The sequence below is a fragment of the Kolteria novifilia genome (genome assembly GCA_007748055.1).
Lineage (GTDB): Bacteria > Planctomycetota > Planctomycetia > Kolteriales > Kolteriaceae > Kolteria > Kolteria novifilia.
Window position 1 is genome coordinate 1538972 of sequence record CP036279.1, and the last position, 25142, is coordinate 1564113.

16 protein-coding genes are annotated in these 25142 nt (G+C 62.2%); 2 read left to right on the forward strand and 14 right to left on the reverse strand.

The genetic code is table 11. The annotated features are described in order from the left end of the window. Positions 1 to 146: 146 nt before the first annotated feature. The 8 genes from Pan216_RS05700 to Pan216_RS05735 all read right to left on the reverse strand — a co-directional run bounded on the left by Pan216_RS05700 (position 147) and on the right by Pan216_RS05735 (position 13398). Positions 147 to 2066, reverse strand: a complete 1920-nt coding sequence (locus Pan216_RS05700; RefSeq protein WP_145256053.1) for an amylo-alpha-1,6-glucosidase — start codon at positions 2064 to 2066, stop codon at positions 147 to 149. Between the two features lie 184 nt (positions 2067 to 2250). Continuing rightward, complete coding sequence (locus tag Pan216_RS05705) at positions 2251 to 3108, reverse strand: SDR family oxidoreductase (RefSeq protein WP_145256056.1); 858 nt, start codon at positions 3106 to 3108, stop codon at positions 2251 to 2253. 471 nt (positions 3109 to 3579) lie between these two features. After that, positions 3580 to 6246, reverse strand: coding sequence for an MGH1-like glycoside hydrolase domain-containing protein (locus Pan216_RS05710; RefSeq protein WP_145256059.1), 2667 nt, complete (start codon positions 6244 to 6246; stop codon positions 3580 to 3582). Between the two features lie 313 nt (positions 6247 to 6559). Then, positions 6560 to 8578, reverse strand: a complete 2019-nt coding sequence (locus Pan216_RS05715) for a TolC family protein (protein ID WP_145256061.1) — start codon at positions 8576 to 8578, stop codon at positions 6560 to 6562. 165 nt (positions 8579 to 8743) lie between these two features. Beyond that, the gene (locus tag Pan216_RS05720) at positions 8744 to 9880 is read right to left on the reverse strand and encodes an ATP-binding cassette domain-containing protein (protein WP_419193299.1); all 1137 of its coding nucleotides are present in this window, start codon (positions 9878 to 9880) and stop codon (positions 8744 to 8746) included. Positions 9881 to 9906: 26 nt separating this feature from the next. Then, complete coding sequence (locus Pan216_RS05725; protein WP_145256067.1) at positions 9907 to 11043, reverse strand: FtsX-like permease family protein; 1137 nt, start codon at positions 11041 to 11043, stop codon at positions 9907 to 9909. 22 nt (positions 11044 to 11065) lie between these two features. Further along, the gene (locus tag Pan216_RS05730) at positions 11066 to 12193 is read right to left on the reverse strand and encodes an FtsX-like permease family protein (RefSeq protein ID WP_145256070.1); all 1128 of its coding nucleotides are present in this window, start codon (positions 12191 to 12193) and stop codon (positions 11066 to 11068) included. Continuing rightward, positions 12190 to 13398 carry an efflux RND transporter periplasmic adaptor subunit gene (locus tag Pan216_RS05735; protein WP_145256073.1) on the reverse strand — a complete coding sequence of 403 codons (1209 nt, stop codon included), beginning with the start codon at positions 13396 to 13398 and terminating at the stop codon, positions 12190 to 12192. The genes Pan216_RS05730 and Pan216_RS05735 overlap by 4 nt, the downstream gene beginning before the upstream one ends. A gap of 753 nt (positions 13399 to 14151) precedes the next feature. On the opposite strand from Pan216_RS05735, the gene Pan216_RS05740 reads away from it, so the two are divergent. After that, positions 14152 to 15054, forward strand: a complete 903-nt coding sequence (locus tag Pan216_RS05740) for a DUF1559 domain-containing protein (RefSeq protein ID WP_419193300.1) — start codon at positions 14152 to 14154, stop codon at positions 15052 to 15054. 310 nt (positions 15055 to 15364) lie between these two features. After that, entirely contained in the window at positions 15365 to 15814 is a 450-nt protein-coding gene (locus tag Pan216_RS05745; RefSeq protein WP_145256079.1) for a hypothetical protein, read from the forward strand. Between the two features lie 101 nt (positions 15815 to 15915). Here the strand turns inward: Pan216_RS05745 and Pan216_RS05750 are convergent, their stop codons facing one another. From Pan216_RS05750 to Pan216_RS05775, 6 genes are all read right to left on the reverse strand, one after another. Further along, a complete protein-coding gene (locus Pan216_RS05750) occupies positions 15916 to 19107 on the reverse strand; it encodes an efflux RND transporter permease subunit (protein ID WP_145256082.1) in 3192 nt (1063 codons plus the stop codon). A 332-nt stretch (positions 19108 to 19439) separates the two neighbouring features. After that, positions 19440 to 20816 (reverse strand): efflux RND transporter periplasmic adaptor subunit, encoded by a 1377-nt coding sequence (locus Pan216_RS05755; RefSeq protein WP_145256085.1) that lies wholly within the window; start codon positions 20814 to 20816, stop codon positions 19440 to 19442. 14 nt (positions 20817 to 20830) lie between these two features. Next, positions 20831 to 21388 carry a hypothetical protein gene (locus tag Pan216_RS05760; protein ID WP_145256087.1) on the reverse strand — a complete coding sequence of 186 codons (558 nt, stop codon included), beginning with the start codon at positions 21386 to 21388 and terminating at the stop codon, positions 20831 to 20833. Positions 21389 to 21569: 181 nt separating this feature from the next. Continuing rightward, positions 21570 to 21956 (reverse strand): hypothetical protein, encoded by a 387-nt coding sequence (locus Pan216_RS05765; RefSeq protein WP_145256090.1) that lies wholly within the window; start codon positions 21954 to 21956, stop codon positions 21570 to 21572. An 86-nt stretch (positions 21957 to 22042) separates the two neighbouring features. After that, complete coding sequence (locus tag Pan216_RS05770) at positions 22043 to 23377, reverse strand: TolC family protein (protein ID WP_419193301.1); 1335 nt, start codon at positions 23375 to 23377, stop codon at positions 22043 to 22045. A gap of 218 nt (positions 23378 to 23595) precedes the next feature. Continuing rightward, complete coding sequence (locus Pan216_RS05775) at positions 23596 to 25056, reverse strand: sulfatase-like hydrolase/transferase (protein WP_145256095.1); 1461 nt, start codon at positions 25054 to 25056, stop codon at positions 23596 to 23598. Positions 25057 to 25142 lie beyond the last annotated feature (86 nt).

A 25142-nucleotide genomic window follows, 5' to 3' on the forward strand; every position in this document is an offset into this window, starting at 1 on the left:
GAGAACCCTGAATGCGACCGAGCGGCATCCGTGTGAAGCATGCGCCCACCGCTTGCGACGAGCTTTCGCTGATAGCCAATTCGTCGCACCCACGTAGGGTTGCCCATGGCCCGCCACGACGGCCGGGTGCGATGCGCCGGGGCCAATTACGTCGGTTTCAGGACCGAACGCTTGAGACGCAGTAGTTCTCCGAGCGACCAAGCTTGGAAGGGGCAGCCGCGGGGGGTGTAGGGACTGGCGGCGTCGGCGATCTCGGAGATGTGTCCCAACCCCGCAACATGAAGATGGTTCTCGATCGGCTCGAGGAAACGCCGGCGAGCCTCATCCTTGGCGTTGGTGGTCGCGTTGCGGTGGCGGACCCAAGCCTCGACGAACGGTCCGAGGAGCCAGGGCCAGACCGTGCCCTGGTGATAGGCCCCATCCCGCTCCCAGACACTGCCCTCGTAGCGGCTGATGTGGGCGGGATCGACCGGCGAGAGCGTGCGAAGTCCCATCGGCGTCAGCAGGTGGTTCTCGGCGACCTGCAGGACCGACGCGGTTTGTTCCTTCGTTAAGAGACCGAGCGGAAGCCCCCCGGCGGCGAAGAGCTGGTTCGGACGAATTGCCGGGTCGCGCTTGCCGGTCTCGTGGTCGACGTCGATGACATCGAAGAGACAGCTACGCTCGGGGTTCCAGAAGCGATTGGTGAACGCCTCGCGGCCACGTTCGAGGACCGGACGCCAACGCTCGTTCCACGCCGAGGCGATGTGGAGGGCGTTGAGCCAGAGGGCCTCGATCTCGACCGGTTTGCCGATCCGCGGAGTGACGACCCAGTCGCCGACCTTGGCGTCCATCCAGGTCAACTGCACGCCTGGTTCCCCCGAGGCGATCAGCCCATCGTCGGTCATGGCGATCCGGTGTCGTGTCCCCTTGGAGTAGCCTTCGAGGATTGCCTCGACGGCTTGGCGCAGTTGTTCCCGCTCCATGGGGGCGACCGCCGAGCCCGCCGCGGCGAAGTAGTCGTGAACGGCGATGACGAACCAGAGCGACGCGTCGACCGAGTTGAATTCCGGGGCGTTGCCCTTGTCGGGGAAGCGGTTGGGGAGCATGCCGCTGGAGACGTGCCCGGCCCAGCTCAACAAGATGTCGCGCGCGAGGTCCAGGCGCCCGGTCGCGATGCAGAGACCACGCATCGCGATAAAGGTATCCCGTCCCCAGTCGGTGAACCAGGGATAGCCGGCGATGATCGTCGACCCGTTCGTTCGCCGGACGATGTATGCGTCGGCGGCTCGATCAAGTGGCTCGCCCAGTTTGGCTCGCCGCTGCTTCTCTGCCGAAGCAAGACGCCGCCAGCAAGCCAGTGGGGTTTCGTTGGCATCGGCGACGTCAGTGCTGGGCCATCCCGCCTGAAGGATCAGGACGCCCGGTTCCTTCGAGAGGTCAAAGTGCAGTTCTCCGGGGCAGACTAGATCCTCGACGCAGTCGAGTCCGCGTTGTTGTTCCCTCTCGTAGAAGAAGGCGTTGAACCAAGTGGGCGCGTGGTCGTAGCTGCCGTTGGCGAAGGCGCAGGTGGTCGGCATGTCTTGGTAGGGCTGCCACCAGATGCGGTCGTCTTTGCGAGTCACGTCCGTGGAGAAGGAGTTGTTCTTGCGATGCAGCGAGTGATAGTCCCTGCCCGAGAGGAAGGGTTTGATGTGGATCGACACTCCCTCGGCGGGCGTGAGCAAGGTCCAGCGAAGCGTGACGGCCTGGCTGGCGCGCGGCACGAGGATCTCTTGACGGATCTCCGTGCCGTCCTCGGTTCGGTAGTGCCAGGTGGGCCAGGGCTCCGATTGGAAGTCGACGATCCGGTCTTGCCCGTCGGGGGCGACGACGTCGGGGAGGTAGTGCTGGGTCGAGAGTGGCCAGGTGCCGCTAGGCGTTTGCAGCCAAGCGTCGAAGCCGTTGACGAGGACGACCCGGCCGGTCGGAGGGTTGGTCGCGACCAGGAGCAGCGCGTGGTAGCGACGCGTCCGCCTGCCGGAGACCGTGCCCGAGGCGAAGCCACCCAGTCCGTCCGTTTCGAGCCATTCGGCTTGCAGTTCCATGGTTGTCTCCGATGGGCGGGCGAACCCGAGGCCCTTGGCGGGACGTGACCGGTCCCTCTGGTCAGCGAGGGCCTGCCACCCAGGCAGGCGTGTCGTGGATGCTGACGTACTATTGTCACTACATGTGGTCGACAGGTCCACCCCGCGAAGATGATCGCGCCCACGTGAGGCAGCGGACGGCGGACTAGCCGTTTTCGGCGAAGCCTGGGAAGAGGCACATGCCGCCATCGACGACGATGCTCGTGCCAGTGACGTAGTCGGCATGGTCGGAGGCCAACCAGACCGCGGCGTGGGCGATGTCTTCGGGTTCGCCGATGCGCTTGTAGGGAATTACCTTCATCAGCTTGTCGTAGGCCTCGGGGGTGTCCCAGGCGGCCTTGTTGATCGGCGTTCGGATCGCGCCCGGGCAGATGCTGTTGACGCGAATGCGATGGGGAGCAACCTCCTGGGCGATCGACTTCATCATCAGCATCACGCCCCCCTTGGACGCGGCGTAGTTGACGTGCCCGGACCAGGGGATGATCTCGTGAACGCTGCTCATGCAGATGATCTTGCCGGCGGCACAGGAGACCTCGGGACGGACGCCGCGGCGTTTGAATTCGCGGATCGCTTCGCGGCAGCAGAGGAACTGTCCGGTCAGGTTGACGGTGATGACCGCGTTCCACTGATCGAGGGTCATCTCGTCAATGGGGGCATCCCGCTGCAGGCCGGCGTTGGCGACCAGGATGTCGATGGTGCCGAAGGTCTCGACCATCTTGGCGAACATCGCCTGGATCTCGTCTTCCTTGGAGACGTCGGCGTGGATGGCGAGGGCATTGCTGCCGAACCCTTTGATCTTCTCGACGACCTGCTCGGCGACCTCCGGCTTGGAGCGATAGTTGACGACGACATCGGCCCCGGCTTCACCGAGGGCGAGGGCGACCCCCATGCCGATCCCGGAGTTGGCCCCGGTGACGAGGGCCTTTTGCCCTTGGAGGATCTTGAGGGTGTCGCGATTGGGCATCTGGACGTTGGGACAACCGGTGGACTCTGGACTCGACATCGTAGGCTCCAACTTCGGGAGAAGAGATTCAACCTCGGGGAACACGTTGTTCGCGAATCTACTCGTGTGTCGGCTACGGCGTTGGTTCGACCGACAGGTCGACAGGACATCCGCTTCTCAAGGACGGACGTCGAACTGGTGGTCCTTCCAGGTCTATATGTCAGGATCCTGTCACCTCTCCGCGCCAAGGGACGCCAAGCCACCCTGGCGGGCTTGGTTCGGGAGAGGTCGACGAGCGAAGCACGCTGGGTATGGGGCGGCGGTGTTCCAGGAGACAGGGCCAATGGTCGGAAGATAGCCCCCTCACCCCTAACCCCTCTCCCACGGGGAGAGGGGAACAAGAGGCTAACTCTCCCACGGGGAGAGGGGAACAACCGGCTAACTCTCCCACGGGGAGAGGGGAACAAGAGGCTAACTCTCCCACGGGGAGAGGGGAACACTCCGTCCGGACTCCAGAAGACAAACCAACCACTAGTGGACCGCCTCTCGTTTCGGATGCAGGAGCTTGGCGACGACGCCGGTCCAGCCAGTTTGATGCGAGGCGCCGACGCCGCGGCCGGTGTCGCCGTGAAAGTACTCGTGGAAGAGCAAGTGGTCGCGGAACTGCGAGTTCTCTTGCAGATGGGGGTATTGCCCAAAGACGGCCCGCTTCCCGTCGGCGTCCTTGAGGAAGATGCTGCAAAGTCGCCGCGAGAGTTCCTGGGCGACCTCGTTGATGGTCATGTAGTTGCCGGAGTTGGTCGGGCACTCGACCTTGAAGTCGTCGCCGTAGTAGTGATGGAACTTCTCGAGCGATTCGACGATGAGGTAGTTGACGGGGAACCAGATCGGCCCGCGCCAGTTCGAGTTGCCGCCGAACATGCCGGTGTTCGATTCGGCCGGTTGATACTCGACGGAGAGGTCTTGGCCATAGCACTGCAGGACCTGTCCGTCGCAGTGAAGGACGTAGGGATGGTCCTTGTGGTAGCGGGAGACGGCGCGGATGCCGTAGTCGGAGAGAAACTCGGTCTCGTCGAGCATGCGGGCGAGGACTCGCTTCATGCGATGGCCGCGAAGGAGGGCGAGCAGGCGGCGTTCGCCGCGACCGGGGACTTGCCATCGCGAGACCAAGTTGGCCAGATGGGGCCGGTTCTCGAGAACCCACTCGAGCCGCTTGGCGAACTCGGGTGCCCGTTCGATCAGATCGGCCTCCAAGGTCTCGATGGCGAAGAGGGGAACCAGGCCGACCATGGAACGAATCTTCATCGGTCGAGCCTCCCCGTTGGGAAGGTGAAGCATGTCGTAGTAGAACTCATCCTCCTCGTCCCAGAGACCGTGCGCGTCCTCGCCCATGCTGTTGATCGCTTCGGCGATGTGGAGGAAGTGCTCGAAGAACTTGGTGGCGATGTCCTGATAGACCGGGTTCTCCTTGGCGAGTTCCAAGGCGATGCGCATCAGGTTCAGGCAGTACATGCCCATCCAGGCGGTGCCGTCGGCCTGGTCGAGTCGGCCGCCGTTCATCAACGGGGCGCTACGGTCGAAGACGCCGATGTTGTCGAGGCCGAGGAAGCCGCCCTGGAAGACGTTGCGATCGTCGTAGTCCTTGCGGTTGACCCACCAGGTGAAGTTGAGCATGAGCTTGTGAAAGACGCGCTCGAGAAAGTCGCGATCGGGCTTTCCCGTCTGCTTGCGATCGATTTGGTAGACGCGCCAGGTGGCCCAAGCGTGGACCGGAGGGTTGACGTCGCCGAAGGCCCACTCGTAGGCGGGGAGTTGGCCGTTCGGGTGCATGTACCACTCGCGGGTCATCAGCACGAGTTGATGTTTCGCGAACTGCGGATCGACCAGCGCGAGCGGCAAGCAATGAAACGCCAAGTCCCACGCGGCATACCAAGGGTACTCCCACTTGTCGGGCATCGAGACGACATCGGCGTTGTTGAGATGGAACCACTCGTGGTTTCGTCCCTCTTTTCGTTGGGGAGGGGGCGCCGGTTGGCCCGGATCGCCGTTGAGCCAACGAGGGATGTCGTAGTGGTAGAACTGCTTCGACCAGATCATGCCGGCGAGGGCTTGACGTTGGACGAGCTTGGCGTCGTCGGTCTTGACGCCCTCTTGAAGCTCATCATAGAACTCGTCCGCGTCGGCACGTCGTTGGGCGTAGATTGTGTCGAAGTCGGCGAAGGGATTGGTGACGCCGGCGTCGGACTTGCTCAACCGAAGCCGAATCGATTGTGACTCGCCCGCGGCGATGCTCAGGGTGTCGTATGCGGTGGCTTTGGTCCCGGTTCGGGCGGGATTGACGGCCTCCTGTCGTCCGTCGATGACGTACTCGTGGAAGGCGTCCTTGAAGTAGCCGTGGGAATTGCCGGAGCCAAAGAGCTTTTGGGAGTTGGTTTCGTTGTCGCAGAAGAGGAGTTCGGGGGAGCCTTCGTAGTAGAGGCGATAGTCGCCGACTTGCGGGTGGTGAACCTCGAGCCAGGACCCATTGCCTGCCTTGACGTGGGGGCGGCGGATGTCGCCGTCGTCGCTCCACGACCAGGTGTTGCGGAACCAGAGCTGCGGCAGGACGTGGATACGCGCCGGGTCGGGGCCCCGGTTGACGCAGGTGATCTTGATGAGGATGTCTTCGGGCTTGTCCTTGGCGTACTCGATGAAGATGTCGAAGTAGCGATCCCCGTTGAAGGCGCCGGTGTCGATCAGCTCGAACTCGGGGAGGTCCTTGCCGCGGCGGCGGTTCTCCTCGACGAGCCAGGCGTAGTTGTAAAGGGTCTGCGGATACTTGTAGAGCATCTTGAGGTAGGAGTGCGTCGGGGTGGCGTCGAGGTAGTAGTAGAGTTCCTTGACGTCCTCGCCGTGATTGCCCTCGGGGCCGGTCAGCCCGAAGAGCCGCTCCTTGAGGATCGGGTCGTGACCGTTCCAGACGGCCAGCCCGAAGCAGATATGTTGGTGGTAGTCGCTGATGCCGCCGATGCCGTCTTCGCCCCAGCGGTAGGCTCGGCTGCGCGCCTGCTCATGGGGGAAGTAGTCCCATGCCTCGCCGGTGGCGCTATAGTCCTCGCGAACCGTTCCCCATTGCCGTTCGCTGAGATACGGCCCCCATCGTTTCCAATGGATGTGATGCGCCTTGGTTTCCTGGAGTCGCAGTTTCTCGGCATTCATGGGCCACGGGCTCGCGCTTGACGTTGAGTCGATAGAGATGCGAAGGAACCGTTTTTCGGGCTGTTAGCAGCGGTCTACGGGATCGAGAGCCACTGACAAGCGAAGTTGCCGAGATTGAGGAAGGGACCGGGTGAACGGGCGGGTCATGGGAACGAGATCGGTGCCGCGGATGGTGACGAGAGAGTGACACCGATGGACTAGTGCCGCGTCGAACGCAAGATTTCGGGTTGTGAATCCACGATCACTTCTCACTGGCTACCAAGCAGCCAGTGCCACCCGAACGTTGGGATCAGACAAAGCACTAGCGGATTCCCTACGGGTCGATGCGCAGGACGCCGGTTTCGACGATGGGCGCCGGGGCGAGGAGTCCCTCGGCGGAGTCACTGGCGGCTTGCTCGGCGATCGCAGGGGGAGCGTCGACGATGACCTCCTCGTGGGCGAGCGTCTCTTGGGCGGGGACCACGGACTCTTGGTGCGTGACGGGGACGATGACGTCCTCGGGCGCAACGGTCGCGGATGGCATCGCGGCCATCGGCATCGACTTGCGGCCGAAGTGAGCGTGAAGCTTCTGACAAAGACCAACCGACTCCGAGGCGAACAGTTCCTCCGCCATCGTCACCCCGTGATCGCTCAGGATCGTTCCCTTCGCGTGGGAGTAGCGAAGCAGGGCGAGGTTGTAGTCGACTTGGGCCTTGATCAGTTGATTCTCGGCGTCGACGAGTTCGACTTGGGCGTCGAGGAGCATGTCGAGCGTGGAGAGCCCACGGTCATAGAGCCGCTGCTGATCCTCGAACGAATCGCGCGACGCGTCGCGGCGGGCTCGTTGGACCTCGATCAGTTGGTAGGACGTCACGATCTCCTTGTAGGCCATCGCGACGTCATGACGAGCGGACAGCTCTCGGGCGCGAAGCTCGTGACGGGCGCGACTCAGCGCGAGTTGGGCTCGGCGGACCGCGGCGCGGGCGGCTCGTTCCCCGAGCGGACGGGAGTAAGCGATCGACGCGAAGGCATCGAGATAACGGAAGTCGAACATCGATCCGTTCGCTTGCGAGAGCGACGAGTCGGCGCCGGTGGTCGCGATCGCCGCCGAGGCGGTCAAGTCGGGCTTGAGACCGTTTCGCTCCCGGAAGAGGTCGAGTTCCGCGGCGCGAATCGCGTGACGCTGGGCACGCACGTCGGAGCGGAAGTTCATCGTTTCCTCGAGGGCGATGGTCCAGTCGGGAGCGAATTCCGCCTCCTGGGGACGATCGACAGGAACGATGCGACGGCCGTCGGTCGGCGTGATTCCCATCAGTTCCCGAAGAGTCAGTTCGATGGTTAAGACCTGATTGATCGCCTCGAGGTGAAGGGCGCGAAAGGTCTCGAATCGCTTAAGGGCCAACGCGACACTCGCGGTCGAACCGACGCCGGTCTTGAGTCGTCGTTGTTCGCTGCGGAGGGTTGACTGCGATTGCTTCAAGCTGGCGTGACGGACTCGGGTCACCTGCTGGGCGAGGTAGAGACTCCAGTAGGTTTGCATCACGTCGAGGGAGAGCTGCTGCACCTGGGCCTCGAAATCGCCCAAGGCCTGAGCCTGGTTGGAACGGGCGATCAGGATGCTGGCCTCGTTGAACTTCTTGCCAAAGCCTTGAGCCAGCGGCTGCTCGATCTTCGCGAGCATGGAGGTCTGGTACGCGGGATTGATGATGAACAGATTCTGATTGAGCGGGCCGAAGTCACGGTAGTTGAGGTCGTAGTGAAGGGTCCCGATTCCACCGTGCGAGAACCGTTTGCCGTAGGCGAAGAGGCCGAACCCGGGATTGATCGGTTGGTTGGGATTGGTTGCCGCTCCGCTGGTGATGTTGCGTGGAGTCAGTTCCGGTCCGAAGAGGTTGCCGATGACGTCGAGAGTGAAGGCATCGGCTCCGGGTTCGATGATCGACAAGTAGATCGGGTTGAACTCTTGCTGGTTGTAGTAGGTGTACGATTCGGCGATGTTGATGACGGGGTCGAACATGGCCTGATGGGCGGCGATGGCGGTACCGACTTCACCGGGTTGGGTGCCGAGGGCCGCGATGCGCGGGTTGTTCCCCATCGCGATCGCGAGGGTCTCTTGGAGCGAAAGGTTCCAGGGCTCGGCGTTTTGGTAGTTCTTGATGGTGCGCGGCGCGGGTTCGGTCTCCGCGAACGGGGCACAAGAGACATCCGTCTCCGGATAGCCCTCCATGATGGGATGAAACGCCCCGGGGAGGTTCTCCAACTCCGTCGAGACGATCTGATGACATCCCAAGGAAGCGATCGCGAGTCCGACCAGCAGTCGTCGCAAGACGCGGGACGTTGACCTCTCTGGCATGCCGTCAGCCTCAAACCATGTTCTGGGACGAATCGGTGTCGATTCGTGGGTTGCGTCCGTCGAGGGACCTCCCGACGCCGCCTTGCTCGTCTCATCGACGCGCGCGGCCGAGAAACATGATCAATTGTGACGGTTGTAACGATTCTTCATGCGTCCGCTTTGTGACTAGGAGGTCTGGGGAGGGTGCGGGGAGCCGGTGAGCACGTTCGTCCGGGTGAAGTGAATCTGGAGGATTTCCTGGTTGAAGCTGACGCTCGAGTTGAGGGCTTGGTCGAACGACTCCTTGGTGAGGCTGAGCGCCGAGACATCCTCCTGCGCGATCACCGTCGCGTTGCGTTCGCCACTGGTCAACAGGGCCCCCTCGCCGAAGACGTTGCCCGACTCCAGGGAGGCGACCGAACGCGATCCGTCACCATCATCGTGAAAGACCTCGACGACTCCCTGTTGGAGGACGAACAAGCGATCGCCGATTTCTCCCTGGCGGACGATGGCGTCACCCTTCGCGAAAGTCTCTCGTTGCATGTGTTCGGCCATCTCGGTCAACTCGCCGGGAGTGAGGGAACGAAAGGCGGGCGTCTGGCGCAGGATCTCGCAGATCCGTAGGCGTTCGGCGAGATTGACGTCCGACTCGATCCGGCCGTCGACCAGGGTGACGATCCGGTCGGCGATGTCGAGAATGCGGTTGTCGTGCGTCACCAGCAGGATAGAGCTTTGTTCCTGTTTAGCGAGTCGCTGGATCAGGTTGACGACGGTTCGTCCCGATTCGCGATCGAGCGCGGCGGTCGGCTCGTCGGCGAGGATCAGTTGCGGCTTGTTGGCCAGAGCACGCGCGATCGCGACGCGTTGGCGCTGCCCTCCCGAGAGGGCTTGCGGCTTGTAGTCGATCCTCTCGCCGAGGCCGAGTTCGGTCAGGAGTTCGATCGCGCGTTTCTTGATGTACTCTTTCGAGTACTTGCGCAGCTCGAGCGACATCTTGACGTTCTCGAAGGCCGAGAGTGCGTCGAAGAGGTTATGCATCTGGAAGATGAAGCCGATCTCGCGCCGGACATCGACGAGCGAGCGTTTGTCCAACTGATGAAGCGGCTTGCCGAGGACGAACATCTCCCCTTGCTGCACCGAGCGGAGCGCCCCCACGAGGGTCAGCAGGGTCGTCTTTCCCGATCCGGAGGGACCGGTGACGATCACGATCTCTCCCGGCTGCATCTCAAAGTCGACGCTGTCGAGCACTCGCTTCGACGAACCGCCGGAGCTGAAGGCGTAATTCAGGGCGCTGGCGAGTACGGTTGGTTCCGAGGTGCTCACTCTCGAGGATTCTCCCTTCGGTTCGCTCAGAAACACTCGGCCGGATCGACGCGGTGGACCCTACGCACCGCCAGCAAACCCGCCGCCTGACACATGACCACCGTCAAGGCGAAGACCATCGCGGCTCGACCTGCGGTCATTGGCATCGGCACGCGGGCGGAATTCGAGAGCACCGCGTAGATCGCCGACGCGACCACGTAGCCCAAGACGTAGCCGAGCAGACTCAGCAGCAGGGCTTGCTCAACGACATACTTGGTCAACTGGATGTCCTGGTAGCCGATCGCCTTGAGCGTCGCGTATTGTCGCAGTTGGGCGGCGATGTCGTTGTAAAGGATGTTGTAGCAGAAGACGATGCCGATCGAGATGCCCAGGACGACCCCGAAACCGAAGAGAAACGCGATCGGCGTGTTCTTGCTCACGAACTCCTCCGTTTGAGCGAGATACGCTGTCTTCGTCTGGACGCGTACCTGTTGATTCGCCGCCTGCTCGAGTCGTCGAGCGAGCGCGTCGAGATCGGCTCCCTCCCTCGTGCGGATCAGTCCGAAATCGACTCGTTCGGTCCGAATCGGTCCGAGGTCTCCGGTGCCGACGTGATCGAAGTAGGTGCGACGACTCATCAGGGCGTTGCCGTCGGAACGAAAGGTCGGACCGAGGGAGACTTGGCCGATGACCGTGACTTTCCGATCGGAGAGTTCCGTCTCGACTCCCTGGAAGGTCGGCCCGTAGAAGTCGCGCGAGCGACGGTCGAAGAGGACGGCTCCCTGGATGCGAAGCTGATCGCGGTAATCGGAAAGCCTCTCGATATTGAAGACGTCGGCGTCCGGATCGATGCCGTAGATTTGGATCAGGTGACCCTTTCCGGTCCACGCGTTGCGCCAACGCGCCAACGTGATGGTGTAGACCGGCGTGACGTTCTCGACATCCGGGTCGGCAAGGGAGTTGCGCAGGACATTCAAGGGGAACGACGGGGACATGCCGGGAAGTACTCGCGTGGGACTGATCATGATCAAGTCGGTGTTGAACTGGGCTGGACCTTGTGTCTCCGCGAGAAAGAGCGACTTGAGAAAGGCCAACTGAACGAACATCAGCACGACCGCGAAGGCGATACCGGCCACCGAGACCGCCAGCTTGATCTTGTGAAGCGTCAGGATCCTCCAGGACAACGGTGTCTTGATGGTTGGCTCCTCAAAAGAGATCGACAGGATCGGCCCGTTTGAGTTTCGCGAGCACCATGGTGCCGCAGACGAGACAGATCGTGGCGGTGATCGCGAGCACGATGACCAGTAGCCCGGGAGCGAGCAGCACCGGCACGGGGGTGTGCGCGTTCAGGTACCGGCAAAGGATCCATGCCACGAGCGTCGCGGGAAGAAAACTCAGGAGCGTCCAAAGGGACGCCTGGATGAAGAGGACCGACTTGACCTTTGAGTCGTAGTAGCCGATGGCTTTGAGCGTGGCGTATTCGTGCAGATGGTTGTTGACGTCGTGCGAGAGGATCTGGTGCAGGATGATCGAGGCGACGAGGACGCTGATAATCACGCCGCTACCGAGGAGGATCCCGACCGGTTTCTGGACGATCCAGCGGTACTGCTGGCTCACGCTGATCTCTTCGGGTGTCACGACCGCGACATCGTCCGGAAGGCTCTCCCGAAGACGCTCGATCAGGGCGTCGCGATTGGTGTCGCCGGCGAGCCGAACGAGACCGAATGTCGTCTTGCTGCCGTCGTAGGGAACGACGTTCAGAAACGTTTGGCTTCCGCAGACCACGCACCCGAACGCGCTGAAACCGATGCCGTGACTATACGCGGCGGCGATGTCGAGTTGGCTGGCCCCGAGTCGACAGGTGTCGTTGATGTGCCATTTGCCGATCGCCGGGAGGCTGCGGCGATCGATCATCACCGTCATCGGGCGACTCAAGTACGATTTCAGGGTCTTGAGGTGATCGGAGCGAAAGACCGGGTCGGAGAGATCGACCCCGACCAACTGGACCGGATACTCCTGCCCGTTGCTCGGATTTCTCCAGTTGATGTTGACCGCCCGAATCGGCGTGGTCGCGATGACCTCGGGTTCCCTCTTGATGCTCTGAAGCAGTTGGTGGGAAAACTGTCCGGGGTCGACCAAGCCGTCATAGTCGCTGGAGATGACCAGCAGGTCGAAGTCGAACAAGTCGTAGAAGACCGTGCCGGAGACGCGGCAAACGTTGAAGACGATGCACTGCATGAAGATGAGAGTGATCGTGAAGCCGATGGCGGCGATGACGACGAGGGTATGCGTCTTCTGATGGCAGATCTTGCGCCATGCCAACGGAGTCTTCATGGTGTGTCGGCGTTCTCAGTAGGCGTGACCGAATTCGTCGGCGCGGTGGCGGAGACGAAGATCTTGACGTCGACTTGAAGCCCGATCAGACGGTTGGCGGGGGAGCCGTGGTCGAGAAGGATGTGGACATCGACCACCCGGGCGTCGACCAGAGCCGTTGGGCTCGAGGAAAAGATGCTCTGACGCGAGATCTGGTTGCTGATGGTTGTGACCTTGCCGCTCAAGGGCTCGGGAAGCGCCGGCGACGTCACGACCGCTCGTTGCCCCACGTGGACTTTGAGAGCGTCGGTCTGATAGACCTCCGTCAGCACGTACATGTGCGAGGTGTCGCCAAAGTCGACCAACGGTTCGCCGCTGCACGGCTGGCCGGGCCGGGCGTAGACCTTGATGACCTCGCCGACGCCCGGGGCGCAAATGAGGCACTGGTCGAGCTTGGCTTGGGAGAGGGCCACGTCGTTCTCGAGCACGTCGAGCTGAATCGAGCGACGGGCCCGTTCCAAATTGGCCTCGGCGACCTTGATTTGTTGTTGGGCTAGAAGCGCGTCGAGCGAAGTCTTGGATTTCAACCGCTCGAGGGTGATCGTCGCTTCCTGGAGATTGAGTTCGGCTTGCCGCGCCGCTAGTTTTTGGGCATCGTAATCCTGGGGCGAGACGGTGTTGTCGGTGGCCAGCGGCTCAAAGCGATCGAGGTTGCGCTTGGCGTTCTCCGCCGCCGCCTTGAGCAGTTCGACGTTGGTCTCCTGGCTCTCCACTTCCAACGGCGTCAGCGTCACCACCTGCTCGGCCGCGAGTTTGGCTTTCGCGATCGAAGCTTCCGCGACGCCGATCTCGGCCAGTTGCAACGCCTTGCTCGAGGACAAGCGAGCCTTGGCGAGCGCGACCGACGCTTCGGCGACTTCGTGCTGATCGAGGACCACGAGATGGTCCCCCGACTCGACAATGTCCCCTTCGCTCACCAATACCTCGGCGACCCGAGAGCCGGGGGGCGCCCCGATTTGGATGACGTCGCCGACGGGTCGGAGCATCCCCAGCCCCACCACGATCGAGGTCCCATCCTTCTTGGACTTCTCGACGCCAAACCCCGACACCGCGGGGTTGGATGTGTCAGTCGGCGTGGACTCATTCGTCAGTGCGTGCGTGCGCCCGGAGAAGAAGGCGACCGCACCGAGCAGTACGACTATCGCGATCGCCAAGAGGATGCGCATCCGTCGGGCCTCGAAAATGAGCTTCCATCGTTGTGGGGGTACACTAGGGCTGCGTCAAACGCAAGATTTCGGGTTGCGAACCCACAATCACTTCCCACTGGCTGACCAGCAGCCAATGCCACCCCGAACTCTTGGATCTGACACAGCACTGGTCAATCGAACCGCATTCTAGCAGCCACCCGATCTACGTTATAGCGATCATGTGCGAAGACTTGATGAAGGTAGGGGCTTGCGGCGTGGCTTTGAGCCTGTTCAATCCGCAAAACCGGCGGATTGTTCCCAGATGAATAAGACGCTTGCGCGAATCATTGTTGCCTCGCTCCCTCGTGCTTCTTGTCATCATGGTACGCGTATTTGGAGAGCCAATTTTGCCGGTTGGTCCTTGACTTTCGGCCCACCTCCCTGGAGAGTCGGGACTGCACGAGCTACCCGTCTTAATGAGAGGGACTGTGCTGGGTGAGGCGCCTTCCCGATCGGGAAAGGGCTCACGCCGAGTCCTGCCAATCAGCACTGCTCTTGATGCCAGTCGGATCCGATACCGCGGAGGCTCCCCTTCGGGAATCTGCCGCGATGCGGGAACGAGGGGTCGAGAGTGATCTCCTCTCGTTCGCAACGACCACAATCCGCGAAGATCCTTCGTGCGTCGACTCGTTGCGCTCCTTCCCGTCCTCGGTGATCGACGGCTCTGTTTCGTGGTCGCGCCCACGGGGATTGGGCTCCACATCTTTTCATCCACGAATCGAGGGGGAAGCGATGAGATCTCATCGTCTGGGAAGGAATGGACATGGTTTCACGCTGGTGGAACTGCTGGTCGTGATCGCCATCATCGGCGTGCTAGTGTCGCTGCTGTTGCCGGCGGTGCAGCAGGCCCGGGAGTCGGCTCGTCGGACGCAGTGTCGCAATAATCTCAAGCAACTGGGCATCGCGATGCATGGCTATCACGAGTCGCATCTGATGCTTCCGATCAGCAACAGTCACGTCAATCGCTGGGGATGGTTGCCCTTGATGACCCCATTCATGGATCTCGGCCACATCCACGAGAAGCTGAACTTCAGCCGGGCGTCGTGGCAGGGGGATAACATCGACTACATTCGGCCTGTCTACGCCCAGTTCGTCTGTCCCTCGAATCCCGACGCCCACGTTCTTCGTGAACAGGAGTTCTTCGCGCCACCAACCTGGGTGATCTCGAACGTCGACTACGCGGCGGTCGTCGGCGACTACCGCAACTCGACCGGCATCGGCGAGGACCCGACGTACGGCAACGCCGGCAACGGAAACCCGGTACGGGGAATGATGTCCCGATTCGCATGGAGCGCCCGTTTTCGCGATTGCCCCGACGGGCTGAGCAAGACCTTCCTCGTCGGCGAGTCGATCGGGGTCGGGTGCATCGCCCAGAATTTCGGCGTCCAGAGCTTCGGATCGACCGCCCATCCGATCAACTTTCGCAATGACGATCTGCTTGGAAGTTCGAACTGGCCGACGCAGGGGAGTCCGAAATGGGACCACGCGTTCGGTTTTCGCAGCAGGCATCTTGGCGGCGCCCACTTTCTCTTCGCGGACGGATCGATCGACTTCATCAGCGAGAACATCGATGGGGTGCTCTACCGCGCCATGGCGTCGCGCGACGGAGGAGAGATCGTGTCGAAGAGTCCCTGAGTCCCGTCGCCGTGGCTTCGGATGATGGCTCGCGGGTCGGAGGAGCCGACCCCCTCCGAACGTGAGGAGCGATCCCCTCCTTCTCCCCCTTGGACAAGGGGGAGCGATGGGAACATCCCTTGGACAAGGGGGAGCGATGGGAACATCCCTTGGACAAGGGGGAGCGATGGGAACATCCCTTGGACAAGGGGGAGCGATGGGAACATCCCTTGGACAAGGGGGAGCGATGGGAATGACCCTTGGAGGAAGGGCAGTGTCTACGTTCAATCGTGACTTTGATGTGAGACGGCAATCAACAGGGCGACGACGCATGACTCAAATCAAGCCAACGACGGTACCATTCACGCTGTTGCTTCTCTTCGCGGCGGGATGCGGTTCGGGTCACCCGGAACTCGGCCGAGTGACCGGGACCGTGAACTATCTCGGGAAACCGTTGCCGCAGGGAACAATCATTCTCGAACCGGTGGGAGGGCGACCGGCGACCGGCCGTATCCTGGATGGAGAGATCATCGAGGTGACGACCTATCGCCCCGGCGACGGCGCCACGCTCGGCAAACATCAGGTCGCGATTCAGTCCGTTCAGAAACCAATGGCGACCCACACGCCCGCCAATCCAGTGGACGCCGATGCCCAAGCGGCGCTGCGGTCGATGGAGACCGAATCGCTCCTCCCACCCAAGTTCGGCGACCCCGCTCGTTCCGGACTATCGGCGGAGATTGAAAGCGGTGACAACCAATTGACCTTCGATTTGGGCGACTAGTGCTCTGCTCCAACTTGACGCCGGTATTCGTGCAAGCCGAACTCTTTGGCATTGGCGGACAAGCAGCCAGTGGCAATCCGAGAGGTCGATGGATCAATGCACTAGGTTTTGTCTCGCGAGTCATCGCTGGCTGGTGACTCCGGCTCGATTCCCTCGACCAGCCGCTTGGCGGCCGAACCGCTGAAGGCGAGAAAGATGCCCGGCCGGATCAGGAACTCGCAGAGCGTCGACGTTGTCAAGCCGCCGACGATGACGGTCGCCACCGGGTAGAGAATCTCGCGTCCCGGAGCTTGCCCACCCCATACCAGCGGAACGAGGCCGATGCCGGTCGTCAGCGCCGTCATCAACACCGGCGCCAACCGCTCGAGGCTACCGCGCAGCACCATCTTCTCGTTGAATTCTTCCCCTTCGAAACGCATCAGGTGCAAGTAGTGGGAGACGAGCAGGATGCCATTGCGCGAGGCGATGCCGGCGAGGGAGATGAAGCCGACCAAGCTCGCGACGGTGAGGACTTGCCCGCTCAGTGCCAACGCGGCGACACCGCCGACGAAGGCTGCCGGGATCGCCACCATGATCTGAAGCACGATGCGGACCGAGGGGAGCGTCGTGTAGAGCACGAGGAAGACTCCGGCGAGCGACAGAAGGCTGAGAAAGCCGATCATGCGCGTCGCTTGCTCTTGGGCCTCGAACTGGCCGCCGTATTCGATGAAGTAGCCTTCGGGAAGGGTGACGTTCTCCGCGATGCGGCGTTTGATGTCGGCCACGGCGCTGCCGAGATCGCGATCGGTCGTGTTGACGCGGATCGTGACCCGTCGCCGAACATTCTCGCGGTTGATCGTGTTCGGTCCGCCTCCCTCGTAGACCTTCGCCACCGAGGAGATCGGGATCCTACCGCCGTCGGGGAGATCGAGCGAGAGTCGGTTGAGCTTCGTGATGTCCTTGCGGTAGGGCTCGTCGAGCCGAACCAAGAGGTCGAAGGTTCGCTGACCATCGAGGACCGACGAGATGACCGCGCCGTTCATCGCCGTCTCAATGAAGTCGTTGACGTACTTGGGCGTGATGCCGTAGAGCGCCAGCTCGTCGCGGTTGAGTTCGATGCGGATCTGCGGGATGAGCTGCATCGGCTCGACGACGGGCGGCGCGATTCCCGGCACGCTCTGGATCGCGCCTTTGATCTCGTTGGCCAGACGCCGCAGGACATCGAGATCGTCGCCGTAGACCTTGATGCCGATCTGGGCCGTCACGCCCGAGAGCATGTGGCTGATGAGGTGGGCCAATGGCTGTTCCACCTCGTATTGGATGCCGGGAATCTCCTTGAGCTCGTCGCGAAAGAGCTTGAGCACCTCGCGCCGCGACAGCCCGCTTTCGGGGTTCAGCGCGATGACGTACTCGCTGACGTTGACTTCCATGATGTGTTCGTCGTTCTCCGCGCGACCGGTCTTGCGGCCGAAGCTCAAGATGGGCCCGGTCGGGTTCTCGGACGTCGCTTGAAGGGCGCGGAAGCGTTCGTCAATGATACGGCCGAGACGGTTGCTGGTCGAAAGCGAGGATCCCGGCGGGAGGATGACGTTGACTTGGACCGCCCCTTCGTCGAACTCCGGGAGAAAGTCGGCGCCGAGATTCGCCAGGACGACGAAGGCACCGATCACGAGGACCGCGCCCATCGTGAGGATCATCCCCGGCAGCGCGATGCCGAAGTGGATGATCGGGGCCATCAGGTACTTGAGCCAACGCAAGAGAAAGCCATCGCGCTCCGAATCCTCGGGATCGTGTCCGGTCGACTTTCCGCGGCCGAGCAGGAACGAACTGAGGACCGGGGTGACGGTGAGCGAGACCGCCAGCGATGCGAGGATCGAGACGATGTACGCCAAGCCCATCGGGACGAAGAGTCGACCCTCCATTCCGCTGAGCGCGAAGAGGGGAAGGAAGACGAGAATCACCAGCATCGTGCCGAAGACGATCGCCCGGCGGATCTCGATGCTCGCCTCGTAGACGACGGTCAGGACCGGTCGCGGTCGGTCGCTGGCGGCGTTCTCCTTCAGCCGACGGTGGATGTTCTCGACGTCGACGATCGCGTCATCGACCAGTTCGCCGATCGCGACCGCCAAGCCGCCGAGGGTCATCACGTTGATCGACATCTCGAGAGAGTAGAAAACGAGGGCGGTGACGAGGACCGAGAGCGGGATCGCGGTCAGCGTGATGAAGGTCGTGCGCAGATCCATCAGGAACAGAAAGAGAATGATCACGACCAGGATGGCTCCATCGCGCAGGGCCTCGACGACGTTGTCGACCCCTCGGTCGATGAACATCCGCTGTTGGAAGATGTTCTCGTCGATCCCGATGTCCTCGGGGAGCGTCTCCTTGAATTCGAGCAGCGCCTTGGTGATGTCCTCGGTGATACGTCGGGTATCGGCGCCAGGTTGCTTTTGAATGGTGAGGATGACACCGGGGTAGCGACCATTGACCGAGGAGTCACCCCGCTTGACTTGCGGCCCGGCGACGACTCTGGCGACGTCGCGGATCAGGATCGACCGCTCGGCCGTTCGCTTGACGACCACTTTCTCGATGTCGTCGAGGGTCTCGACGCGGCCCAATCCCCGGACGAGGAACTCGCTGGATCCCGATTCGAGGTAGCCACCGGTGACGTTGAGGTTGCTCGCGGCCAGCGCGGTGTCGACATCGTGCAGCGTGACGCCGTAGGCACGCATGCTGTCGGGATTGACGAGGACTTGATACTGCTTGCGGCCACCGCCCATGCTGATGACTTGCGCGACGCCGGGGATGGCGAGCAGCCGTTGTCGCAGAACCCAATCGGCGAGGGTACGCAACTCGAGCGGGTCGGTCTTTCCCTCTTCGCTCCAGAGCCCCACGAGCATGATCTGCCCCAGGATGGAGCTGATCGGCGCCAGTTGGGGCGTGATCCCCTCGGGGAGTTGTTCGCTGGCGAGGGCCATCCGTTCCTGGACGATCTGCCGGGCGGTGTAGATGTCGGCGTTCCAACCGAACTCGACGAAGATGATCGAGAGACCGATACCCGAGGAACTGCGGACGGTCTCGACCCCCGCGGCCCCGTTGAGGGCCGTTTCCAAAGGAAAGGTGACGAGCGTCTCGACCTCTTCGGGAGCCAGGCCGGGGGCCTCGGTCATGATCGTCACCCGCGGCCGCGTCAGTTGGGGGAAGACGTCGATCGATAGTTGCGACGTCACCCAGCTTCCGTACATCGCGATGACCAGCGCGAGCCCGATGACCAAGAGTCTGTTTTTCAAGGCGAGGCGGATGACCGCGTTGAGCATGAAATCGTTACCTAGTGTTCTGGTTGTCTATTCACGACCAATAGGCTCTTGGGTGCCTCGCCCACGCTCGCCGTGGGCACGCGGGAAAGGCCTCTGATTCAGCACGCTCCCGCACGATCGGAGAACGAGGTTTCATGCAACGAACTCGTCAATCAGGAGACATGGACCAAGTCCCGATCGAAAACCCGTCACTTGCTCCCCTCTTCCGGCGGGAGAGGGGAATAGCTCGTTCCGCCGAATGGTTCTCGCCACGCGCTGAAGACCCATCGCTCGCCGCACTGGCTGGCGAGCAGCAAGTGGCACCGCTGTGGCAGTCGGTTCTTGTCCGACGGCTAGCCATGGCTGTGACCGTGGCCGGCTCCCTTGTCGCCTTCGACGCTCGCCTTGTACGCCAAGTTGAGCTGATAGGCGTTGTTCAGCGCGATGATGTCGCCAGGAAAGATGCTGCCGTCGTTGGCGATGATCGCGGTGTCGGCGTCGCGGTACTCCAGGTGTACCGGGCGACGTTCGAACGAATCGCCGCTCGCTTGAAAGACATACGCGTCGGGGCCTTCGACCACGACTGCCTCCGAGGGAACGACGATCCGCTCGGTCCACCGCTTGACCGGAATGAAGAGCCGACACTTCTGCCCCGGCTTGAACCGCCAGGTTCGGTAGACCGAGCCGTTGGCGCCAGGGCGATCGCTAAAGACCTCGTTGCACAGCGGCAGATAGAGCCGGACGGTACGCGAGTCGGGGATCACGTGATTGTCGATGTACAGCACGCGCAGTCCCTCGCGGACGAGATCCTCGTCGTCGCCGACCTCGAAGACCGCCTTGATGGGCCAATCGTTGGTCATCGCCTTGCCGATGACTTCGACCTCCTTCTCGAAGGCTTGCCCCTCGACAAAGAGCATCGTGTGCTCGGCGAGGTCGCACAGGTTCTGGCCCGCGGCGACCAGACCGCCACGTTGAACCAAGAGCTTTTCGATGGTGAAGGCGCTTTCCTCGGCGGGGCAGCGATCGGCCTTTGGCAAGGGGCGATCCGCCTCCTCGGGAACGGAAGTCGCGTGGTGATCCCTCTCGGGAGTACGGACGGTGAAGGTTCGGACCAGTTGGCCCGTCTCGCGAGCTTGAGCGATCTGCTTTTCCGACAGGCCAAGGGCCAGCAGTTCCTGGGAGGCGACTTGCTGGGTCGCTTCGAAACGGCGCCGTTTGTACTCGAGTTCGAGCTTCTGTCGCTGCGTGACGGCGCCATCCTTGACAAGCGGTTCGATGCGCTTGAGCTCTCGATCGACGAGCTCGATATCGCGGATGGTCTTGAGTAGTTCCGACTGGGCCTCGGCGAGCCGCTCTCCCGTCAGACGAAGCTGGAAGAGGGGATCGCCGGACCGGACGACTTGTCCGGGCGAGGCGAAGATCTTCTCGACCACGCCTTCGACGGGCGTCGTCACCCCGTGCATGCTTTCGCCCGGTTTCTCGATTACCACGCCGGGGACCGAAAGTGTCCGCCAGTAGTCACCGAGTTCGATCCGGCCGGTCTTCAAGTCGAGGTTCTTGCGTGCTTGCTCGGAGAGCGTCACCCCGGACGGATGCGGTTCGTCGTCGGCGCTGGTCTCTTCGGAGTTGGCCGGTGCGATGGGAAGGACATGGCGGACGACAAAGCCGGTCCCCGCGGAGACGAGGACGATCAGCAGGATGCCGATCGCCCCCGCAATGGTTTTCGTCATGGAGAGACTCCCTGTTAGTTCTTCGTCGACGGAGCTTCTTCGTCGTGGTCGTCATGCTCGTCGTGTTCGTCCAGGTGCAACTCGGCGACGTACGACTTCTCGCCGATGTCGACCCGCACGCGAGCGTCGGCATCGTCACTGCCGAGGAGGTAGGTCAGTTCCGCGTCGTCGGAGATGTAGAGCTTGTCGCCGCCCTTGGCGTCGGCCTTGAGAGTGAACTGCTTGGCTTTATCGCCACTCTTGACGTTGATGGTGACGCCGGTGACGTCCGCTTCCAGCGGGCTCTTCGCGTCCTTGCCAAGCAAGTAGATCTTCGTCGCGGGAGGGTCGTCGACGAACTCGGCGTGGTAGCCACTGTCGCCAAGTTCGAGGAGTTCGCCTTCATGGGGACCGTGGGCGCCATGATCGTGTTCTTGGTCATGCCCATGGTCGTGGGAATGACCGTGGCCGTGGTCGTCGTGGTCGTCGGCCTTGCTGGTTGCTTTGGCATCCTCGTCGTGGTGGTGCTCGCCGCATCCCGTGATCCAGAGGCCAAGGGACGCCGCAACGAGACAGGTTGCGAATGATCGCATGATTGCTCCTTCGAGTTTGGGTCGAGAGTCTGGCCTTGGCCATCCCTACCGTCGGGAGGCCAGGGGCCCGGGTTCCGAGACGGTCATCCGTCAAGGGGACGAAGGTGCCGTCGTATGAAAGCGAACACTCGGGGAGTACACCCGAGCGAGTCGCGACCAGGTCAGGATGGAATGGGAAGATTCAGAGCAGAAAGGATTGGAGCTGGGCGCGCAGCGGTAGCGCACGGGGGAAGTCGTCTTCTCGGCCCGGGAGAGTCAATGATCGCGCCGAGGGAGACTCTTGGAGAGCCAAGACTCCGACCGGGGGGCAACTCCACCCGATCATCGACAGCTCATCGATCGTCCATGTGGGGGCGACGGGATCGCAGTCGACCGGCGTCATCGCGTGACCGAGATCGCTTGTGGGAGTGTCGTGTTCGTGATGGTGGTCGTCGTGGTGATGGGGTGAGGCGATCGTGGTGGAGACGAGGCTATGCCACAAGTTCCACGACTCGCAGCAGCGACAATCGCCTTGCAAGTAGAGAAACGATCCGACAAGCATCAGCCGCGTGAAGGTTACCAAAGCCACGTCCCAGGGTTCGCGTTCCGATCCCTTCATTGGTAGCTGGGCGTTCTCAGGAATCAACCGAAGGTGTTTCACCGCGATGTCGGCGGTTACGGGAAGACCTCGAGTTGCAGCAATCCCGCGACCTCGGCCGCCGCCGTCCAGCGACGTTCGTTGGCGTCGACCAACGAAAGGTTGACCTCGATCAACGTCTTTTCCGCCTCGAGCAGACGCAGGAAGTCCAGCTGCCCTTGTTCGTAGGCCGTTTGGGTGATGTTCAGCACGCGCTGGGCCTTCGGCTGGATGAGGCGTTTGATGTGATCGACGGCTTGGGTTGCCGCTTGGTAGTTCCCGATCGCGGTGGCCAGCGCGTTGGCCAATTCGACTTGAACCTGGCCGAGGTCGTCGACGGCTTGCGCGATTTCGGCGCGCGCCGCCCGGACATTTCCTTGGTTGCGATCCCACACCGGGAGCGGAACCCCGAAGACCAGGAGCGCCTGATTGTTGGGGCCGCCGACGAAGTACTGGTAACCCGCTTCGACGGTGACGTTCGGAAAGGGTTCGACGACGGCGCGCCGCAAGAGAATACGCGATCGCCGGACCTCGGCCGCGGACGCCTGCACTTGGGCGTTCTCGTTGACGACCTGTTGGCGACTGAGGGCGTAATCGAACGCGGGCAGAGGAGTGGCTAGATCACCTTCGAGGGTGCTGATGGCGATCTCGGGCAGGCCGATCACCGCGACGAGTTCGTTCTTGCGGGCATCGTACTGCGCGATCGCTTTCAACTCGGCGACGTCGTTCTGCTCCGCCTCGATGGTTAGGAGCAGGGTGTCGGTCGTCGTCCCTTCGCCTCCCTTTTCCCGTTGCTGGGCGGCCCGCACCGAACGCCAAGCCACTTCCGTGAGGTCCTCGATAATCTCCACCCGGCGTTTGGCGGCGAGGGCCTCGTAGTAATGCTTGCGGACCGTCGTCAGTAGTTCGAAGCGGCGTTGAACGTAAGCCGCATCCGCGCGACTGATCGCTTCCCGCGCCGCGGCCCGATCGAGCCGCAGTTTTCCCTTCGTGACGAACTCTTGCGCGACCTGGACGGAGTATTGACTCTCGACGTTGCCAAGCTGATTGGGACCGGCGACAACGTCGGGATTGGGGTAAAGACCGGCTTGGATCGCGAGACCACGCTGCCTTTCCACCGCGGCGGCCGCCGCCCGCAGGCCGGGATTGTACTGCTCGGCGAGGGAGATGGCGTTCTCGAGCGTCCGCAACTCGTTCAGACTCGCGCCCTCAAGCAGCTCGACGTCCTCCATGATCGGGCAGGGCTCAATGGCGACCGCTTGGCAGCACACCCCCGCGAGAATCAACGACAACACCAACGCCGAACGGCCGCCTACTCGGAGTGCTTGGTGCAAGTGAAGCAGGTTTGGGGTGCGGTTTGCGTGATCGGTCATGCGATCCCTCATCCGAATGCGGGTCGGAGATCGACGATGGACTCGGTTCGCGGTCCACTGCCGAGGTACAACGCGGCCACTCGAGACGGACCGCCTCTCCCTTGATCGGACATCGAGCCCGTCGAACCGAACGATTCGGGATCGCCGGTTCAATCGAGCGTCGCGCTCCGATCGGAGCAATCGGCATGACCGGTACAATCGTCACAAGTTAACAGCGGCTAGAAATCGCGGAAGGGGCCCCGTGGTTCGGCGGCGGCCATCTCCTTCTTCCAGTCGGCGAAGCGTTGTTTCAACTCCGCGAGCTTCTCGGGATGACTCGTCGAAAGGTCGTGCTGCTCGCCGATATCGTTGGAGAGATCGAACAGTCCATTGCCCTTCGACGACTCGACCCACTTCCAATTCCCCACCCGCGCGGCTCGATCGTCGCGACGTTCCCAGAACATCTCCTTGCGGGGCGAGGGCTTCGCGCCGGCGAGGACCGGCATCATGTCGAAGCCATCGAAGACGACATCGTCGGGTTGCGGGATCGAGGCGGCCGCGAGAAAGGTCGGCACCAACTCGAGCGAGGTCAGGAACTCGTCGCTTCGCGTCCCCGCGGGAACTCTTCGGGGGTAGCGGACGATGCACGGAACTCGGATTCCCCCCTCGAACATCATCGCCTTCTTTCCTCGAAGCGGTGCGTTATCGGCCCCGCCGCCGCCACCGTTGTCCGAGAAGAAGACCACGATCGTGTCCTCGGCGACGCCGTACTTGTCCAGCAAGTGGAGCAGTTCGCCGATCGCGTCGTCCATGCTGGAGACCGACGAGGCGTATTCGAGTCGTTTCCTTGCCCTGTTGGGGACTGTTTGCATCCCACTTCTCTTGGCAATCCGGCGCTGGTAGCCAGCCATCTTCATGAGTTCGGGGTAGATCTTTTTGAACTCGTCGGGGCCCTGGGCGGCGCCGCGGATTTTCGGATCGAGGTTCGAGGCGCTGTGGGGGGCGTTGAACGGCACATAGAGAAAGAACGGCTCGTCGTGGTGCTCTTCCAGGAAGCGGACGGCTTCGCGCCGGAAGAGGTCGGTGGCGTAGGTTCCCTTGTCCTCGGTCGTCGGTTCGAGGTTGCGATACATCGACGGGACGCCGTAGCGCTCGTGCGTGAAGTAGTCGATCCCCGTATTGACGAAGCCGTAGAAGTCGTCGAAGCCGCGCGAGGTCGGAAGAAACCGCTTAAGCGAGCCGAGATCCCACTTTCCGTAGATCCCGCTGGTGTAGCCCGCGTCGTCGAGCAACTCCGGCAGGAAACGTTCCCGGAGATCCATGCCGCCGATGCGTTCGAAGGTCACTTCGTACTCGGCCGGCTTGTACTTGTAGCCGTAGTCGGGGGCTTCGTTGCGAATCATGTCGTAGATGCCATTGCGCTGTGGGTAGCGGCCAGTCAGCAGGCTAGCTCGGCTCGGGGTGCATGCCGGCCAAGAGACATAGAAGCTCGTCAGGCAGACGCCCTCTTTCGCCAGACGATCGAGGTGAGGCGTCTTGATCTCCTCGCTGCCAAAGCACCCCAGGTCGGCGTAGCCCTGGTCATCGCTCACGATCATGACCACGTTCGGCTTACGCGCCTCGTCGCCCAAGGAGGCCTGGGAAATACCGACGAGCAGGGCCATGCCGACCAAGAGTGGTGTCATCCATCGTGAGCGCATGCGGGGCTCCTATTGCGGTGGTGGGTGGGCTCTCTCTTCGTTCCGTCGCGGGTGGGATCGCGGTGGCCCGCATTGTAAGCGATGAA

What these genes read in the sequence shown, in the direction of transcription:
- Pan216_RS05700 (WP_145256053.1), bottom strand. Translation starts at nt 2,066, where the DNA reads ATGGAACTGCAAGCCGAATGGCTCGAAACGGACGGACTGGGTGGCTTC.
- Pan216_RS05705 (WP_145256056.1), bottom strand. Translation starts at nt 3,108, where the DNA reads ATGTCGAGTCCAGAGTCCACCGGTTGTCCCAACGTCCAGATGCCCAAT.
- Pan216_RS05710 (WP_145256059.1), bottom strand. Translation starts at nt 6,246, where the DNA reads ATGAATGCCGAGAAACTGCGACTCCAGGAAACCAAGGCGCATCACATC.
- Pan216_RS05715 (WP_145256061.1), bottom strand. Translation starts at nt 8,578, where the DNA reads ATGCCAGAGAGGTCAACGTCCCGCGTCTTGCGACGACTGCTGGTCGGA.
- Pan216_RS05730 (WP_145256070.1), bottom strand. Translation starts at nt 12,193, where the DNA reads ATGAAGACTCCGTTGGCATGGCGCAAGATCTGCCATCAGAAGACGCAT.
- Pan216_RS05735 (WP_145256073.1), bottom strand. Translation starts at nt 13,398, where the DNA reads ATGCGCATCCTCTTGGCGATCGCGATAGTCGTACTGCTCGGTGCGGTC.
- Pan216_RS05740 (WP_419193300.1), top strand. Translation starts at nt 14,152, where the DNA reads ATGAGATCTCATCGTCTGGGAAGGAATGGACATGGTTTCACGCTGGTG.
- Pan216_RS05745 (WP_145256079.1), top strand. Translation starts at nt 15,365, where the DNA reads ATGACTCAAATCAAGCCAACGACGGTACCATTCACGCTGTTGCTTCTC.
- Pan216_RS05750 (WP_145256082.1), bottom strand. Translation starts at nt 19,107, where the DNA reads ATGCTCAACGCGGTCATCCGCCTCGCCTTGAAAAACAGACTCTTGGTC.
- Pan216_RS05755 (WP_145256085.1), bottom strand. Translation starts at nt 20,816, where the DNA reads ATGACGAAAACCATTGCGGGGGCGATCGGCATCCTGCTGATCGTCCTC.
- Pan216_RS05760 (WP_145256087.1), bottom strand. Translation starts at nt 21,388, where the DNA reads ATGCGATCATTCGCAACCTGTCTCGTTGCGGCGTCCCTTGGCCTCTGG.
- Pan216_RS05770 (WP_419193301.1), bottom strand. Translation starts at nt 23,377, where the DNA reads ATGACCGATCACGCAAACCGCACCCCAAACCTGCTTCACTTGCACCAA.
- Pan216_RS05775 (WP_145256095.1), bottom strand. Translation starts at nt 25,056, where the DNA reads ATGCGCTCACGATGGATGACACCACTCTTGGTCGGCATGGCCCTGCTC.